The organism is Pseudomonas sp. GW823-FHT06E10, from assembly GCF_058794995.1.
The window spans coordinates 78,645-95,424 of record NZ_JBXAHJ010000020.1; the positions used below are offsets into that span (position 1 = coordinate 78,645).

General features: G+C 57.4%; 16 protein-coding genes and 4 tRNA genes. 4 read left to right on the forward strand and 16 right to left on the reverse strand.

The window, feature by feature from the left end; all coding sequences use genetic code 11:
• Window positions 1-138: 138 nt before the first annotated feature.
• The 11 genes from AC1Q6Y_RS25565 to AC1Q6Y_RS25615 form a co-directional block, all read right to left on the reverse strand.
• The gene (locus AC1Q6Y_RS25565) at window positions 139-996 is read right to left on the reverse strand and encodes a DUF2242 domain-containing protein (RefSeq protein ID WP_492625421.1); all 858 of its coding nucleotides are present in this window, start codon (window positions 994-996) and stop codon (window positions 139-141) included.
• 203 nt (window positions 997-1,199) lie between these two features.
• Window positions 1,200-3,071, reverse strand: a complete 1,872-nt coding sequence (locus AC1Q6Y_RS25570) for a SurA N-terminal domain-containing protein (protein ID WP_492625422.1) — start codon at window positions 3,069-3,071, stop codon at window positions 1,200-1,202.
• 235 nt (window positions 3,072-3,306) lie between these two features.
• Window positions 3,307-3,579 (reverse strand): HU family DNA-binding protein, encoded by a 273-nt coding sequence (locus tag AC1Q6Y_RS25575; RefSeq protein ID WP_002552737.1) that lies wholly within the window; start codon window positions 3,577-3,579, stop codon window positions 3,307-3,309.
• A 149-nt stretch (window positions 3,580-3,728) separates the two neighbouring features.
• Complete coding sequence (lon, locus tag AC1Q6Y_RS25580) at window positions 3,729-6,125, reverse strand: endopeptidase La (protein WP_056722330.1); 2,397 nt, start codon at window positions 6,123-6,125, stop codon at window positions 3,729-3,731.
• A 250-nt stretch (window positions 6,126-6,375) separates the two neighbouring features.
• Entirely contained in the window at window positions 6,376-7,659 is a 1,284-nt protein-coding gene (clpX, locus tag AC1Q6Y_RS25585; protein ID WP_008048848.1) for an ATP-dependent Clp protease ATP-binding subunit ClpX, read from the reverse strand.
• A gap of 112 nt (window positions 7,660-7,771) precedes the next feature.
• On the reverse strand, window positions 7,772-8,407 hold the full coding sequence (gene clpP, locus AC1Q6Y_RS25590; RefSeq protein WP_057714093.1) for an ATP-dependent Clp endopeptidase proteolytic subunit ClpP: 636 nt from the start codon (window positions 8,405-8,407) through the stop codon (window positions 7,772-7,774).
• A 93-nt stretch (window positions 8,408-8,500) separates the two neighbouring features.
• Window positions 8,501-9,811 carry a trigger factor gene (gene tig / locus AC1Q6Y_RS25595; RefSeq protein ID WP_057714092.1) on the reverse strand — a complete coding sequence of 437 codons (1,311 nt, stop codon included), beginning with the start codon at window positions 9,809-9,811 and terminating at the stop codon, window positions 8,501-8,503.
• 385 nt (window positions 9,812-10,196) lie between these two features.
• Window positions 10,197-10,272, reverse strand: a tRNA-His gene (locus AC1Q6Y_RS25600).
• 77 nt (window positions 10,273-10,349) lie between these two features.
• Window positions 10,350-10,434: transfer RNA gene (locus AC1Q6Y_RS25605), tRNA-Leu, on the reverse strand.
• A gap of 56 nt (window positions 10,435-10,490) precedes the next feature.
• Window positions 10,491-10,566 (reverse strand) — tRNA-His (locus AC1Q6Y_RS25610).
• 32 nt (window positions 10,567-10,598) lie between these two features.
• Window positions 10,599-10,675 (reverse strand) — tRNA-Arg (locus AC1Q6Y_RS25615).
• Window positions 10,676-10,949: 274 nt separating this feature from the next.
• On the opposite strand from AC1Q6Y_RS25615, the gene folD reads away from it, so the two are divergent.
• Together folD and pbpG are read left to right on the forward strand one after the other, a co-directional pair.
• Window positions 10,950-11,804, forward strand: coding sequence for a bifunctional methylenetetrahydrofolate dehydrogenase/methenyltetrahydrofolate cyclohydrolase FolD (folD, locus tag AC1Q6Y_RS25620; RefSeq protein WP_046043051.1), 855 nt, complete (start codon window positions 10,950-10,952; stop codon window positions 11,802-11,804).
• 235 nt (window positions 11,805-12,039) lie between these two features.
• Window positions 12,040-12,978 (forward strand): D-alanyl-D-alanine endopeptidase, encoded by a 939-nt coding sequence (pbpG, locus tag AC1Q6Y_RS25625; RefSeq protein ID WP_057714091.1) that lies wholly within the window; start codon window positions 12,040-12,042, stop codon window positions 12,976-12,978.
• Between the two features lie 58 nt (window positions 12,979-13,036).
• Here the strand turns inward: pbpG and AC1Q6Y_RS25630 are convergent, their stop codons facing one another.
• The 3 genes from AC1Q6Y_RS25630 to AC1Q6Y_RS25640 form a co-directional block, all read right to left on the reverse strand.
• Entirely contained in the window at window positions 13,037-13,252 is a 216-nt protein-coding gene (locus AC1Q6Y_RS25630) for a hypothetical protein (RefSeq protein WP_057714090.1), read from the reverse strand.
• A gap of 17 nt (window positions 13,253-13,269) precedes the next feature.
• Window positions 13,270-13,476: a DUF6021 family protein gene (locus AC1Q6Y_RS25635; RefSeq protein WP_015094297.1), complete on the reverse strand. Its 207-nt coding sequence runs from the start codon at window positions 13,474-13,476 to the stop codon at window positions 13,270-13,272.
• A gap of 93 nt (window positions 13,477-13,569) precedes the next feature.
• Complete coding sequence (locus AC1Q6Y_RS25640) at window positions 13,570-14,298, reverse strand: C39 family peptidase (protein ID WP_090456705.1); 729 nt, start codon at window positions 14,296-14,298, stop codon at window positions 13,570-13,572.
• A 179-nt stretch (window positions 14,299-14,477) separates the two neighbouring features.
• Between AC1Q6Y_RS25640 and AC1Q6Y_RS25645 the strand changes: the two genes are divergently transcribed.
• On the forward strand, window positions 14,478-14,645 hold the full coding sequence (locus AC1Q6Y_RS25645; RefSeq protein WP_218496146.1) for a hypothetical protein: 168 nt from the start codon (window positions 14,478-14,480) through the stop codon (window positions 14,643-14,645).
• A gap of 78 nt (window positions 14,646-14,723) precedes the next feature.
• Here the strand turns inward: AC1Q6Y_RS25645 and AC1Q6Y_RS25650 are convergent, their stop codons facing one another.
• Both AC1Q6Y_RS25650 and AC1Q6Y_RS25655 read right to left on the reverse strand, forming a co-directional pair.
• Window positions 14,724-15,473 carry a TerC family protein gene (locus tag AC1Q6Y_RS25650; RefSeq protein ID WP_090456707.1) on the reverse strand — a complete coding sequence of 250 codons (750 nt, stop codon included), beginning with the start codon at window positions 15,471-15,473 and terminating at the stop codon, window positions 14,724-14,726.
• Between the two features lie 29 nt (window positions 15,474-15,502).
• On the reverse strand, window positions 15,503-15,745 hold the full coding sequence (locus AC1Q6Y_RS25655; protein ID WP_057714086.1) for a hypothetical protein: 243 nt from the start codon (window positions 15,743-15,745) through the stop codon (window positions 15,503-15,505).
• A gap of 135 nt (window positions 15,746-15,880) precedes the next feature.
• Here AC1Q6Y_RS25655 and nhaR point away from each other — a divergent pair, with 135 nt between their 5' ends.
• Window positions 15,881-16,780, forward strand: coding sequence for a transcriptional activator NhaR (gene nhaR, locus AC1Q6Y_RS25660; protein ID WP_057714085.1), 900 nt, complete (start codon window positions 15,881-15,883; stop codon window positions 16,778-16,780).

Sequence of the window (16,780 nt, forward strand, 5' to 3'; positions counted from 1 at the left end):
AAAACGTAGCAGCTGGTCAGGAATTTATCATCGGATTTTTTCGCGGGAGGCCACAGAACAGTGGTCTTGGTTGACGAGGGTCAATCTTTTGGCTGGCCACGGGATCAGGTCATCCGACCCGATCCCGTGACGTCTCCATCACTGGCCTGAGGCAGGCATCGCCGGGATGGGTTCGCTCGGCGCAGGCAAGTCACTCGGGTTCGACGGTGGCGTGACGATTTCCTGGAACGATGCAGGCTCTACACGCTCTGTCGGCGTGATCGGCGCCGCTTCAGGAGGCGGGGCAACCGGCTCGGAGGCCGCTGGAGCCGTTTCAATGGATGCAGGTGCAGGTGCAGGCGCTGGTGCAGCAGGCTCTACAGCGGGAGCCGCTGCCGGGGCAGGTGCCAGTGGTGCCGGCGCTGCCTGGGCTTCAGGCATGCCCAGGTCCGTTTTCGGCTTTTCGGGGATGTGCGCAGCCTTTTTCGCTTCCGGCGGCAGGAACAGTTCGACCAGTGCGAAGAAACGCTCGTAGAACTTGGCAGACGATACGGTTTCGCTGGCGACCTTGACCATCGAGTCATCGGAGGAGCCGATCGGCATCGACACCGAGCCCAACACACCCACACCGAGACTGGCGGAGTTGTTGGTCTTCTTCAGCGCATAACGATCCTGCAGGGCGTTGGCGAATACGGTCGCGTGGTGCCCTTCGCTGCCGTCATCGGTACAGACCACGCTGAAGCTGATCTCCATGTGGTTCTCGCCGGTCTGCTGGAAGCTCTTGTGACCGCTGACCAGCTTCGAATCGTTGCTGGTGATGATGTAACCCTGGCTGAGCAAGGCACGACGAGCGGCTTCACAGCTCTGGGTATCGGTGACCGGATAGTTTCGGGAAAAGGTACCGGAGTCGTCGAAATTCTCATGCTCATAGATGGCGGTCTTGTTCGATGAACAACCGGCCGCAGTGGCAAGCACGGCTGCCAGCCCGACAACCCGCATGGGAAGTGATTTAAACATTGAACATCCTGAGGAAAACGGTTCGGGGCATATTGTGCAACAGATCGATGCTTAGCGGAGCATCGATCGTGTCTTAAAACGGTTACAGGCTGATTGACCCCGGTTTTGCGCAAAAGTCACCGCGGCAAGTGACGTACGGCCAAACAAAAAGACCCCAGCCTTCCGGCCGGGGTCTTTTGTGCAGCGCTAAACCTGATCAGGCATCAGTAACGCTTGATTTCCGCCTGGCTTTCCAGCTGCTTGCGGTAAGCCGCGAAGTCTTGCTGGCCGATGCGGGAAGCGAGGTAGCGACGATACTGTGCTTTCTCTTCTTCGGTCGGCGCCGCTGCTTCGTTCACGCCATTGAGGCGCACGATCATCAGGCTGCCATCCGACAGCGTCACGCTGGTGAAGGTCGGCTTGTCCTTGGACGCAGGCTTCGCCATGCGGAACAGCGCTTGCAGCACCGCAGGGTCGACCCCTTCCTGAGCACGAGTCGCCGCTTCCGTGACTTTCCAGGCCTGGCCGTCGACCGCCTGATCCAGCGGGGTCTTGCCATCGCGCAGGCTCGCAATCAAGGCGTCAGCCTTGGTCTTGGCATCGGCGCTGGCGTGTTCCTTGGCCAATTGCACACGGATCGCAGCAGAGACGCTTTCCAGCGGCAATTGCGAAGGCTTCAGGTGCTCCTTGGCACGCAACACGACCACGGTTTCCGGATCGAGCTCGATGGCAGTGCTGTTCGCACCCTCATCCAGGACCTCCGGGCTGAACGCGGCAGTGATCACGGCACGGTTGGCTGCAATACCCTCACCGCCTTCACGGCCGAACGGCTTGGACGTGTGGACGTTCAGTTTCAGGTCCTGTGCCGGTTGCGCCAGGTCCGACGCTTCGAATGAAGCGTCTTCCAGTTGCTTGGTCGCCTCGACAAAACGCTGTTCGACCTGCTGGGCCTTCAATTCGCGGGTCAGCTTGTCTTTCAGGCTGGCGAATGTCGGAACTTCAGGCGCTTCCACGCCCAACAGCTTGATCAGGTGGAACCCGAAATCGGTGCGAACCGGCACCGAAACCTGGTCCTTGGCCAACGAATACAGGGCTTTCTCGAACGCCGGGTCGTAGACGCCAGGACCGGCATAACCCAGGTCACCGCCGTTGTTCGCCGAACCCGGATCCTGGGAGAATTCCTTGGCCAGCGCCTCGAATTTCTCGCCCTTGGCCAGACGAGCCTGGATCTCTTCGATCTTCGCCTTGGCTTGCGCCTCGGTGGTCTTGTCATTCACTTCAATCAGAATGTGCGCCGCCTGGCGTTGCTCGGACAGGTTCGCGATTTCTTTCTGATAGGCCGCCTGCAGGTCTTCGTCATTGACGCTGACCTGATCGAAGAAGGAAGCCTTCTTCAGCTCGAGGTAATCGATGACCACCTGATCCGGCGTCATGAATTCCTTGGCGTGCTCGTCGTAGTAGGCCTTGACCTCATCGTCGGTCAGCTTCACCGCTGCCGGGTCGGCCTTGATGTTCAGCGAGGCGAAATCGCGGGTCTGTTTTTCCAGACGGGCAAACGCCAGTACCTGTGCATCGGTCACGAAACCGCTACCGGCGAGACCGGCACGCAGCTGACCAATCAGCATTTCCTGAGCCAGCATCTGGCGGAATTGCATGCGGGTATAGCCGAGTTGGCGAATCACCTGATCGAAACGCTCGGAGCTGAACTTGCCATCCACCTGAAACTCAGGCGTTTGCAGGATGACCTGATCCAGAGCCGCTTCGGAAAAGGCGAATTTCGAGTCTTCTGCGCCTTGCAGCAGCAGTTTGCGATCGATCAGGCCCTTGAGAGCCGACTCGCGCAGCATTTTTTCATCGAGCAAGGAAGCATCGAAATCCTTGCCCAGCTGTTGCATGAGCTGACGGCGTTGCATATCGACCGCCTGGCTCAGTTCGTTCTGGCTGATTTCTTCGCCATTGACCTTCGCCGCTTCATTCGTGTTCGTCGTGGCCTGAAAAATGGCGTCGAAACCGGTCAGAGCCATCAGTGCAACGATGACCCCGATAATAGTCTTGGCAATCCAGCCTTGTGAATTGTCCCTGATATTCTGCAGCATGCGTCCCCCAGAAACGGTCGAACTTCAAAAATTAGGCAACCGTGGAGCGTGGGTAGAATCCGGATAGAAGAAAGGCGCATCCGAGGATGCGCCTTCTCGTAACTGGCGGAGCGGATCGAGGGGCTCGAACTGGCGACCCTCGGTGTCTTGAACCGGCGACCTGCAGTCAGGACTGCCGCTCCGCTGCCAAGTCAGGCATGACCCCGACCCGGATGGGTAAAAACCTGAATCGAACTTAGTTGACAGCTTCTTTCAGTGCTTTACCGGCTTTGAAACCTGGTTTTTTGGCTGCTGCGATTTCCAGCGTCTTACCGGTCTGTGGGTTACGACCAATGCGAGCCGGACGATCAGTTACGGAGAAGGTACCGAAACCAACCAGAACAACAGAGTCGCCAGCCTTGAGAGCGCCAGTGACGGATTCGATTACAGCGTCCAGCGCACGGCCAGCAGCAGCTTTCGGGATATCAGCGGATGCAGCGATAGCATCAATCAGTTCCGACTTGTTCACTCTAAGTCCCCTTATATCTATTTGAGTATGATTCTAAGTTTTTTTGGTGAAAGCAAAAACGAGTGCTGAATGGCCTACAGACACTTAAGAGCCGCTTTATAACAAGGGCTCTAAAAAGCTGTCAAGAAAGCCCCCCAGGCAAATACGTACTAATGCGTGCTAATTCTTTCCTTAGAATCTGCGTCGCGTTTCTCATCCTTCGCGACTATCTCCGGAGCCACGTCCGGCAAGGGCTCCGGCGCGTATTGCAACGCAATTTGCAGGACCTCGTCAATCCATTTAACCGGTTTAATCTGTAGATCCTGCTTGATATTGTCCGGAATCTCTTTGAGATCGCGCACATTCTCTTCAGGAATGATCACGGTCTTGATTCCGCCACGGTGGGCAGCCAACAGTTTTTCTTTCAAGCCGCCAATGGCCAAGACCTGGCCACGCAACGTGATCTCGCCGGTCATGGCGACATCCGCACGTACCGGAATGCCGGTCAATGCCGATACCAGGGCCGTGCACATGCCTACACCGGCGCTAGGGCCATCCTTTGGCGTCGCCCCTTCCGGCATATGGATGTGCGTGTCGCGCTTCTCATGGAAGTCCAGAGGGATCCCCAGGCTCTTCGCCCTGCTGCGGACAACGGTCAAGGCCGCGGTGATCGATTCGACCATCACGTCACCCAAGGAACCGGTCTTGATCAACTGGCCCTTGCCCGGTACGACGGCCGCTTCGATGGTCAGCAGCTCGCCGCCCACCTGAGTCCACGCCAACCCGGTCACCTGGCCAATCTGATCCTGCTGCTCGGCCAGGCCGTAGCGGAATTTACGCACGCCCAGGAAGTGCTCCAGCATGTCTGCGGTGACCTTCACCGAGAAGCGTTTCTCCAGCGCATGTTCCTTGACGGCCTTGCGGCAAACCTTGGCAATCTGGCGCTCCAGCCCACGCACACCGGCTTCACGGGTGTAGTAGCGGATGATGTCGCGGATCGCTTCTGCGTCAAACTCCAGCTCGCCTTTCTTCAGGCCGTTGGCCGTAATCTGCTTAGGCGAAAGGTATTTGACGGCGATGTTGATCTTCTCGTCTTCGGTGTAGCCCGGCAGACGGATCACTTCCATCCGGTCCAGCAACGCCGGCGGGATGTTCATCGAGTTCGAAGTGCACAGGAACATCACATCGGACAGGTCGTAATCGACTTCCAGATAGTGATCGTTGAAGTTGTGGTTCTGCTCGGGATCGAGCACCTCCAGCAACGCCGATGCCGGATCGCCACGCATGTCACTGCCCATCTTGTCGATTTCATCGAGCAGGAACAGCGGGTTGCGGACACCCACTTTTGTCATCTTTTGAATCAATCTTCCTGGCATCGAACCGATATAAGTACGGCGATGGCCACGAATTTCCGCCTCGTCACGCACGCCACCGAGGGCCATGCGCACGAATTTGCGGTTGGTGGCGTGAGCAATCGACTCCGCCAGGGACGTTTTACCCACCCCGGGAGGACCGACCAGGCACAGCACCGGACCACGAATTTTCTTCACGCGCTTTTGCACGGCGAGGTATTCGAGGATGCGTTCCTTGACCTCTTCGAGGCCATAGTGGTCGGCATCCAGAATGTCTTCTGCACGCGCCAGGTCCAGGCGCACCTTGCTCTGGGCCTTCCACGGCACTTGAACCAGCCAGTCGATGTACGAACGCACCACGGTCGCTTCCGCGGACATCGGCGACATCTGCTTGAGCTTGTTCAGCTCGGCCGTCGCCTTGGCCAGCGCGTCTTTCGGCAGGCCGGCGGCATCGATACGCTTTTTCAGCTCTTCGACTTCGTTGTGGCCTTCGTCACTGTCGCCGAGCTCTTTCTGAATGGCCTTCATCTGCTCATTCAGGTAGTACTCGCGCTGACTGCGCTCCATTTGTTTCTTGACGCGGCCGCGAATGCGTTTTTCGACTTGCAACAGATCGATCTCGGCATCCAGCAACGCCAGAACGTGCTCGACCCGGGCCGACAAATCGATGATTTCGAGGATTTCCTGCTTCTGTTCGATCTTCAGCGCCATGTGCGCGGCCATGGTGTCCACCAGGCGGCCTGGCTCATCGATGCTGTTGAGCGACGACAGGACTTCTGCCGGGACTTTCTTGCCCAACTGCACGTATTGCTCGAACTGGGACAGCAAGCTGCGAACGAACACTTCCGATTCGCGCTCTGGCGCTTCAACTTCGTCGATCAGGGAGACTTCGGCACGGCAGTGGCCGTCCACTTCGCTGAAGCGCTCGACAGCGCCCCGCTGCTCGCCTTCGACCAGAACCTTGACCGTTCCGTCAGGCAGCTTGAGCAGCTGCAGAACGGTGGCAATCGTACCAACGCGATACAGGGCATCTTCACCGGGATCGTCGTCAGCCGGGTTTCTCTGGGCCAGCAGAAGGATCTGCTTGTCACCCGTCATCGCAGCCTCGAGGGCTTCGATGGATTTCTCGCGCCCCACGAACAGCGGGATAACCATGTGCGGATAAACCACGACATCACGCAATGGCAGGAGAGGCAATTCGATGGTTGTCTTCATGATTTCGCCTCTACGGCGGCCATAAGGCCGTAAACAGATGGAAGTAAGCTTGAAACCAAGATGGGGGCTGCCCAGGAAAAAAACAAGCGGATAAAAGAACCACTTGAAAGATTGCAGCATACGGATGCTGCTGTGACGGGCCGGATACGCCTTCAAAGACCGCCTTCGCTGGCAAGCCGGCTCCTGCAGGCCAGATCCCGAAATAGCAAAGGGGCCCGAAGGCCCCTTCTTTATTCAAGCTGCGTGACGCTTATGCGTCTGGCGCAGCCTTGGCGGTCGGCTCACTGTTTTCATAGATATACAGTGGCTTGGACTTGCCTTCTATCACGCTTTCATCGATCACTACTTTGCTCACCTCCGATTGCGAGGGGATTTCATACATAGTGTCGAGCAATACACCTTCGAGAATCGAACGCAGGCCACGGGCACCGGTTTTACGCTCCAGGGCACGCTTGGCGACCGATTTCAGAGCGTCGGTCCGGAATTCCAGATCCACGCCTTCCATCTCGAACAGCTTGGCATACTGCTTGGTCAGAGCATTTTTCGGCTCGGTGAGGATCTGCATCAATGCAGCCTCGTCGAGCTCGTCCAGCGTGGCAAGTACCGGCAGACGACCGACGAATTCCGGGATCAGACCGAACTTGACCAGATCGTCAGGCTCGACTTCACGCAGGGACTCACCGACTTTCTTGCCTTCTTCCTTGCTGCGCACTTCTGCGTTGAAACCGATGCCACCCTTGGTGGAACGGTTTTGAATGACCTTCTCAAGACCAGAGAACGCGCCACCGCAGATGAACAGGATGTTACGGGTGTCGACCTGCAGGAATTCCTGCTGCGGATGCTTGCGACCACCTTGAGGCGGAACGGAAGCGACCGTGCCTTCGATCAACTTGAGCAGGGCCTGCTGCACGCCTTCACCGGAAACGTCCCGGGTGATCGACGGGTTGTCAGACTTGCGCGAAATCTTGTCGATTTCATCGATGTAGACAATGCCCATCTGGGCCTTTTCCACGTCGTAATCGCATTTCTGCAGCAGCTTCTGAATGATGTTCTCGACATCTTCACCCACGTAACCCGCCTCGGTGAGGGTGGTTGCGTCAGCGATGGTGAACGGCACGTTCAGCAAGCGGGCCAGTGTTTCGGCAAGCAGGGTCTTACCCGAGCCTGTCGGGCCGATCAGCAGGATGTTGCTCTTGCCGAGTTCGACGTCGTCATTCTTTTTGTCACGCTGATTCAGGCGCTTGTAGTGGTTGTACACCGCTACGGCCAAAACCTTTTTCGCACGCTCCTGACCAATCACATACTGATCAAGGATGCCGCTGATTTCTTTAGGCGAAGGCAATTTATGCGCGCTGCTTTCGGCCTGTGCTTCCTGCACCTCCTCGCGGATGATGTCGTTGCACAGGTCGACGCACTCGTCGCAGATAAAGACCGAGGGGCCGGCAATCAATTTGCGTACTTCATGCTGGCTTTTGCCACAGAAGGAGCAATAGAGCAGCTTGCCGTTGTCCTCGCCGTTGCGGGTGTCAGTCATTCGTTCGATCCAAATCCGATAGGCTTGCAACACAAGATGAAGGCTATTGCGGGCTTTTTCAAGCCCGCCGGTGATCGGACCCGCCGACCAACCTTATTTTGAGCTGCTTATTTTAAGCGGGGCGCTGGCTGATCACTTCATCGATCAACCCGTACTCACGCGCGGCTTCTGCACTCATGAAATTGTCGCGGTTGGTATCGCGCTCGATTTCTTCAAGAGTACGCCCGCTATGCAGGGCCATCAGCGTGTTGAGACGCTCGCGAATGAAGAGGATTTCCTTGGCATGGATTTCGATATCCGACGCCTGGCCCTGGAAACCGCCCAGTGGCTGGTGAATCATCACTCGCGAGTTCGGCAGGCAATAACGCTTGCCAGGTGCACCGGCCGTCAGCAGGAACGCGCCCATGCTGCACGCCTGACCGATACAAGTGGTCGACACGTTGGGTTTGATGAACTGCATGGTGTCGTAGATCGACATGCCCGCCGTCACCGAACCGCCCGGGGAGTTGATATAGAGATGGATGTCCTTGTCCGGGTTTTCCGCTTCAAGGAACAGCAGTTGCGCACAGATCAGGTTGGCCATGTAGTCCTCTACGGGGCCCACCAGAAAGATCACCCGCTCCTTGAGGAGACGCGAGTAGATGTCGTAGGCGCGCTCGCCACGAGCGGACTGCTCGACAACCATCGGGACCAGGCCGCCGGCGGCCTGGATATCAGAGTTCTGCTGAATATACGAATTACGGAACATGCTCTGCAGTCACTCCCAAATAGTTATGTCTTGAATACGCATAAGCCAGCTCGAAGGCTGGCTTATGGTGTTTGCTTCTTACCGCAAAAGTGATCAGTCGGCTTGTGGTGCTTCTACCGGCTTGACTGCTTCTTCGTAAGAGACCGATTTGTCGGTCACGCTAGCTTTCTGCAGAACAGTATCCACAACTTGCTCTTCCAGCACAACCGAGCGAACTTCGTTCAGTTGCTGGTCGTTCTTGTAGTACCAGGACACAACTTGCTCAGGTTCCTGGTAGGCCGAAGCCATTTCCTGAATCATCTCGCGAACGCGGGTTTCGTCAGGCTTGAGGTCGAATTGCTTGACCACTTCAGCCACGATCAGACCCAGTACTACGCGGCGCTTGGCTTGCTCTTCGAACAGCTCGGCCGGCAGTTGGTCAGGCTTGATGTTGCCGCCGAACTGCTGAACAGCCTGCACGCGCAGACGGTCAACTTCGTTGGACAGCAGAGCCTTTGGCACTTCGATCGGGTTGGTGGCCAGCAGACCGTCCATTACCTGATTCTTGACCTTGGATTTGATCGCCTGACGCAGTTCACGCTCCATGTTCTTGCGAACTTCGGCGCGGAAGCCTTCCAGACCGGTTTCCTTGATGCCGAATTGAGCGAAGAATTCTTCGGTCAGTTCTGGCAGCTTTGGCTCGGAAACGGTGTTGACGGTCACGGTGAACTCGGCGGTTTTGCCAGCCAGGTCCAGGTTCTGATAGTCCTCTGGGAAAGTCAGGTTCAGAACGCGTTCTTCACCGGCTTTGGCGCCAACCAGGCCATCTTCGAAACCAGGGATCATGCGGCCGGAACCCAGAACCAGCTGGGTACCCTTGGCGGAACCGCCAGCGAACACTTCACCGTCGACCTTGCCGACGAAATCGATGTTCAGCTGGTCTTCGTTTTGAGCAGCGCGATCGGCCACTTCGAAACGGGTGTTCTGCTTGCGCAGGATGTCCAGCATCTTGTCCAGATCGGCATCAGACACGTCAGCGCTCAGGCGCTCTACGGTGATACCTTCGAAACCGGCAACGGTGAACTCAGGGAACACTTCGAATACGGCTACGTATTCCAGGTCCTTGCCCGCTTCCAGGGATTTTGGCTCGATCGAAGGCTGACCAGCCGGGTTCAGCTTCTGCTCAACCACAGCTTCGTAGAAGGAAGACTGGATCACGTCGCCTACAGCTTCCTGGCGAGCGTCAGCACCGAAACGGCGCTTGATTTCGCTCATTGGCACTTTGCCTGGACGGAAGCCAGCAATCTTGGCCTTTTGGGCGGTCTGCTGCAGACGCTTGTTGACCTGGCTCTCGATGCGCTCAGCCGGCACGGTGACGCTCATGCGGCGCTCAAGAGCAGTAGTATTTTCAACAGAAACTTGCATGGATATTCCTCGTTGCACAGACGTTAGCCGGCCGTTTCCGACCCCAGAATCAAGGGCATGCATTCTAGTGGGTCAAACTCAAGAAGTCACCCTACTGAAAACGGGTAAAAACGCAGCAGGCAATTTATAGGTGCGAATGCACGAATGCACCTCGCCCCGATGGCAAATACAACCAATCACGCCAGGGCTCTGCGCCAACCTTTCCCTATATAGAGAAGGTCGCCAATCATCTCCCTGACAGCCGATCTCGCAAGCAAGGCCGGCGGGCAGGACAGCATCATCGAGAAACATAAATACGACGAAACGCCCGCCCCTGCGACCCGGAACCTGCGGCCGCCGAAACAAAAAAGGCGCCAGACTTTTCAATCTGGCGCCTTTCGAAATATGGGGTGGACGATGGGGATCGAACCCACGACAACGGGAGTCACAATCCCGTGCTCTACCAACTGAGCTACGCCCACCATATTGCCTGTTAAAGAAGCCAAACAACTTCTTTATCAAGCTCCAGCCAGGCCAAGTGCCTGAATGAAGCTTTATTTGGTGCGGATGAAGAGACTCGAACTCTTACGCCTCGCGGCGCTGGAACCTAAATCCAGTGTGTCTACCAATTCCACCACATCCGCGGATGAAGCCTTTAAAGCAAAGGCGCCAGACTGTTAATCTGGCGCCTTTCGAAATATGGGGTGGACGATGGGGATCGAACCCACGACAACGGGAGTCACAATCCCGTGCTCTACCAACTGAGCTACGCCCACCATATCGCGCTACTTGTGCCAAAGCTGCCTAATGGCGCACCCGGCAGGACTCGAACCTGCGACCATCCGCTTAGAAGGCGGATGCTCTATCCAGCTGAGCTACGGGCGCCTTGCTAGCTGTAACCTTGGAGGACTACAAACTAAGTGCTTTCCAGTCTTGCAGAATCGTAATCCTGCTCAACCTTCCTAACCAGTGCTAGGCTGTGCCCGACAAGTGCGACGAATAGTATAGAGCCCCCCGAAGGTCGTCAAATCCTTTTTAAAAAAAATTCATTTAATTAAAGGAGTTAGGGGAATTTGCAGACCAAGCGCCTTTGCCCTCACCGCATGACATGCGAGAATGCGTTCTCTTTTTTTCCCCTCTCGATGGTTAATCACGCGCAATGACTGCACAACTTATCGACGGCAAATCGATCGCCGCCAGCCTGCGCCAGCAGATCGCCCAACGTGTCACCGAGCGTCGCCAGCAAGGCCTGCGCACGCCCGGCCTTGCGGTGATCCTGGTCGGCAGCGATCCTGCCTCTCAGGTTTATGTCTCGCACAAGCGTAAAGACTGTGAAGAGGTCGGCTTTCTATCCCAAGCCTATGACCTGCCTTCCGAAACCACTCAAGAAGCGCTGACCGAGCTGATCGATCGCCTGAACGACGACCCTGCAATCGACGGCGTTCTGCTTCAACTTCCGCTTCCCGAACACCTGGACGCCTCCAGGCTGCTGGAGCGCATTCGTCCGGATAAAGACGTCGACGGTTTCCATCCTTATAACGTCGGTCGCCTGGCCCAGCGCATTCCACTGCTGCGCCCATGCACCCCCAAAGGCATTATGACCCTGCTGGAAAGCACCGGTGTCGACCTTTACGGGATGGATGCCGTGGTCGTCGGCGCGTCCAATATCGTTGGCCGCCCGATGGCGATGGAATTGCTGCTGGCCGGCTGCACCGTGACGGTCACCCACCGCTTTACCAAGGACCTGGCCGGCCATGTCGGCCGTGCGGATCTGGTCGTCGTCGCCGCCGGCAAGCCGGGCCTGGTCAAGGGCGAATGGATCAAGGAAGGCGCGATCGTGATCGATGTCGGCATCAACCGCCAGGACGACGGCAAGCTGGTCGGTGACGTGATCTACGAAACCGCCCTGCCCCGCGCTGGCTGGATCACCCCGGTACCGGGCGGCGTAGGCCCGATGACCCGTGCCTGCCTGCTGGAAAACACCCTGTACGCCGCCGAAACCCTGCACAGCTGAGTTTCAACGCGCACGCTGTCAGCGTGACAAGGAACCCCGCCCTGGCGGGGTTTTTTTTGCCTGCGAGAAACACCGACCGCCCGCCGGAAAATGACTTTTTTTTCATGTTTCTCAGGACTTTCACCTGTTACTTGAACAACCATCGACAGTTATTCAGCCATACTCCAGAATGACGCGCTTTTCAGGAAACAGTCCGTTACAGAACGGCTTATCAACACTTTATGAGTCTGCCAGCGTGAATATCCGTCTTTCCATCCTGAGCCTATTTTTTGCAGTTGCAGGGACTCTCATCACGCCCTTCGCCAGCGCTGGCGAAACCACCGCAGCACCGCGAGACACGAAGACACTCAAGCTCGCTTCCGGCAGCTCCTTGCTGCTGGACATGCAGACCAACAAAGTCATCTACGCCAGCAATCCTGACGTGGTGGTGCCGATCGCTTCCGTCAGCAAGTTGATGACAGGCCTGGTCGTGGTCGAGTCTCGGCAGAACATGGACGAATACATCAACATCAACATCAGCGACACACCGGAAATGAAAGGTGTGTACTCCCGGGTCAAGCTCAAGAGCGAACTGCCGCGCCGGGAAATGCTGCTGATTGCCCTGATGTCATCTGAAAACCGAGCCGCCGCAAGCCTGGCCCACCACTATCCGGGTGGCTATGCCGCGTTCATTGCTGCAATGAACGCCAAGGCCCGGGCTTTGGGCATGACCAATACCCATTTCGTCGAGCCGACCGGTCTCTCGCCGCGCAACGTTTCGACCGCTCGCGATTTAAGCAAACTGTTGATCGCCGCGCACAAGTACCCGCTGCTGACCGAGCTGAGTACAACCAAGGAAAAGACCGTTTCGTTTCGCAAACCGAACTACAGCCTGGGTTTCCGCAACACCGACCATTTGGTCCGCAAGCCGGATTGGGACATCCAGCTGACAAAAACCGGCTTCACCAACGAGGCCGGCCACTGCCTGGTGCTGGTGACCCGGATGGCTAACCGCCCGGTGGCCTTGGTGATCCTTGACGCCTATGGCAAGTACACCCACTTTGCCGATGCCACGCGCATGCGTAATTGGGTAGAGAGCGGAAAGAGCGCGGACGTGCCTTCCGTAGCCTTGCAGTACAAGGCAGACAAGAACCTCAAGCAGCGGCAGAGCGGCGTGGTAGAAGCGTCGAAGTAACCTTGCTGCAAACGCATGAAAAAGCCCCGGACATCCGGGGCTTTTTTTCGTCGCAAAGTTAGTCGTTAGGCAGCGGCATCTGGTCGTCATCCGGGATACCGTCGCCGGTACTTGGATCTCTCCAACCCTTCGGCTTTTCAGTGGGCGCCACCGTTGGCCGTGCCAGGGGATCCCTCAACGGGCTGTCGGGATCCATCACCGGATCGGTGCTTTGCTCGGGGGTTGTGGGGACAGTTTCCGGACGTTTGTCGTCGAAACTGGAATCGGTAGACATACACACCTCCATTGGACCTAAGGCTTCAGATCACCCAGTGGATCGTAGGGCTTGGCCGGAGCCTTGGGGTTGTCACCCGGTTTCACGTCCCTCGGTGCCTTGGCGGGCCCGATCGGGTCGACCTGAGGATCGGCAAGGTCCGGGGAATCGGGATCAAAACCCAGCTCATCGCCAGACGAATGCTCGGATGAGTGTGGACCGACGGGCGTAGTTGAATGAGCCATGGGCGCCTCCTGTATCAAGGCCCGGAAAGATCCGGGCCTTTGCAGATTAGAGGCTGGCATCGGGCGCTGGTGCCCGGAGGGTGACGAACGGACTTACTGTGCGGCCAGGGCTTTTTTAGCTTTTGCAGCCGCCGGCTCCTGGCCCGCCTGCGCCAGATCATTGGCTGCCTTGAGCCAGCGTTGCTGATCGACCTGGGCGGGAATCTGCGTCGGATTCTGGATCAACACTGCCCAACCGCCGGCATCCTTGAACGCCGATTCAAAAGAACCGAAGCTCATCAACGTCCGCTGACTCATGCCTGCGCGCAGCAGCACGGTCTGCTTCTGACGGTTGTACCCGGTGAGAATCGCATAACGCGGTTCGGCCCACATCGCCGAGCCTTCGGTGAAGCGCACCATCACCGGATAACCGGCCGCGACCTGGGTCAACAAGGCCGGCAAGGTCGCGTCAAGGGGATAGACCACCATCCCGTACTCACGCGCGAGGTTCACCATGTTCTGTTGCAGCTGGGCTTCGGCGCCCGGCAAATGCAGCGGTTTGTCGAGCAAACCCGGCGTAATCACGATGTTCTGCTGGGACAGCATGCTGGCCAGCACCTGCGGTCCGCTTTGATTGGCCACGCCCTTGTAGAAGCGGCCACTGAGTTCGACCCGCTCCGGCAGACGCTTGATCTCAGGTGCAACACTCCCGGCGCAACCCGCCAGCGCCACCACACATCCCGCCATCAGCGCCGCCGACAGCATTCGAGAAAATACCCGCACCATCATCACTCTCTTGTTCAGGCGCCAGGCAACAATATTCCCGGCAAGGCCGTTGATCATAGGACGCCGCGCGACAGCGGTATAGCCTTAACCGGCAGTTGTTTGCATTCGATAGAGCGAACTGGTTGGTGACTGCCGACTTTCGGTCAATAGCCTGAAATACAGCAACGGCTAGACTGTTCCTTGAAGAGACGACAGCGAAGCGTGAGTGCCCATTGAAGGGCAAAGAGGAGGCACCGATGAGCCTGACCATGATCATTGTAATGTTGGTTTGCGGCTGGCTGGCGGTAGCCGCCGCCATGCTGTGGGGCGTGCTGCGCATTACTCGCCGCCACCATCACCCTGTCCAGCCGGCGCCTGCGCAAGATGCGGACAAGGCACCGAGCCAGCACGCCAACGCTCACTGACACCACCTTTATCCGAGACCAACAAAAACGGCCGCCTGCACTCCTTCGAGTTCAGGCGGCCGTTTCTTTTAGCGGCGGTCAGACTTCAGTGGCAACCCGCTTCTGCCTGGACCGACGGGACATCATGTTCAACACCTCGATCGCAGCCGAGAATGCCATGGCCGCATAGACGTAGCCTTTCGGTACATGGGCGCCAAAGCCTTCGGCAATCAGCGTCATGCCGATCATGATCAGGAAGCCCAGGGCCAGCATCACCACTGTCGGGTTGTCGTTGATGAACTTGGCCAGCGGATCAGCCGCCAGCAACATCACCAGTACCGACACCACCACCGCGATGACCATGATCGGCAAATGCTCGGTCATGCCGACAGCGGTAATGATGCTGTCGATGGAGAACACCATATCCAGCATCAGGATCTGACCGATCGCGGCCGCGAAGCCCAGGGTCACGGTCGAGGTCGCCGACTTCGGATCTTCCGGTGCCGGGTCCATGCTGTGATGGATCTCGGTGGTCGCCTTCCACAACAGGAACAGGCCACCGGCAATCAGGATCATGTCTTTCCAGGAAAACGCGTGGCCGAGGATCTCGATCACCGGATTGGTCAACTGGACGATGAACGCGATGGTGCTCAGCAAGCCCAGACGCAGGATCAACGCCATGCCGATACCGATGCGCCGTGCCCGCTGTCGATTGTGCAAGGGCAGCTTGTTGGTCAGGATCGAGATGAAGATCAGGTTGTCGATGCCGAGCACGATCTCCATCACGATCAGGGTGGCAAGGGCGACCCAGGCGGTGGGGCTGGCGGCAAGTTGTAAAAGGTAGTCCATGGGTCAGTCCTGACTCGTTGTAATACGGTTTAGATTTCCTGGGAGGAAGATTCGGTTTTGTCCGAGTCTTTTTCCGATGATTCTTTTTTGCTGATCAACCCGCCGGTGGCGTCACTGAGTGCTTGCTCGGCGGCCTTATGGGTATCGTCAATCGCCTGTTTGGCGCTTTCGGCAGCCTTGCCCATCAATTGTTGCGCGCTTTTCTCGGCCTGGTCGCAACCGGCCAGTACCAGTAAAGACGTGATCAGCAATGCCGTGGCTTTAAGCTTCATGATGCTTTCCTCGATAGAACGAACGGGACCTAAACGATGGCCCGTTGATAGCGATGCATTCTAGGGAAGTGAATACTTCAGGAAAATTCGTATTTTCAGCGGCTATACTTCGGTTTTTACGAACTGTAGATCGCCATGCTCAACTATCGGCAATTGCATTACTTCTGGGTGGTGGCCAAGACCGGCAGCATCGTGCGCGCCTGTGAGCAGCTCAATCTCACGCCGCAAACCATCAGTGGGCAGATTTCATTACTGGAACAGACCTTTGGCATCGAGTTGTTTCGGCGTGTCGGACGGCAACTCGAACTCACCGAGGCCGGCCGGCAGGCACTGCCCTACGCCGAACAAATGTTTCAGCTGGGTGGCGAACTGGAACTGATGCTGCGGGCACAACCCAATGAGCAGCAGATCCTGTTTCGCGTCGGCGTGGCTGACGTGGTGCCCAAATCCATCGTCTATCGCCTGATTGCACCGACCATGGAGCTGAGCGAACCGCTGCGCATCACTTGTCGCGAAGACAAGCTTGAACGTTTGTTGGCCGACCTGGCGATCCAGCGCCTGGACCTGGTGATATCCGACAGCCCCATGCCATCGCACCTGGACATCAAGGGCTACAGCCAGAAACTCGGTGAGTGCGGGATCAGCTTCTTCGCCACCCCAGAGCTGGCGGCCCGTTACGGTCACGACTTTCCGCGCAACCTGCACGGTGCGCCGCTACTGATTCCCGGGCCGGAAACCGTGGTGCGCAGCCGTTTGCAACGGTGGTTTGCCGAGCAGCAGATCCAGCCGCAAATTGTCGGCGAGTTCGACGATAGCGCCCTGATGCAGGCCTTCGGCCAATCCGGCAGCGGGATCTTCATCGGCCCGAGCGTGATTGCCGATGAGGTGCGACGCCAATATGGCGTGCAGGTGATCGGCCAGACCGACGCGGTGAGCGAGTCGTTCTATGCCATCTCAGTGGAACGCAAGGTCAAGCACCCCGGCATTGTCGCCATTACCGAAGGTGCCCGACGCGAGCTGTTTACCGAGTTTTAG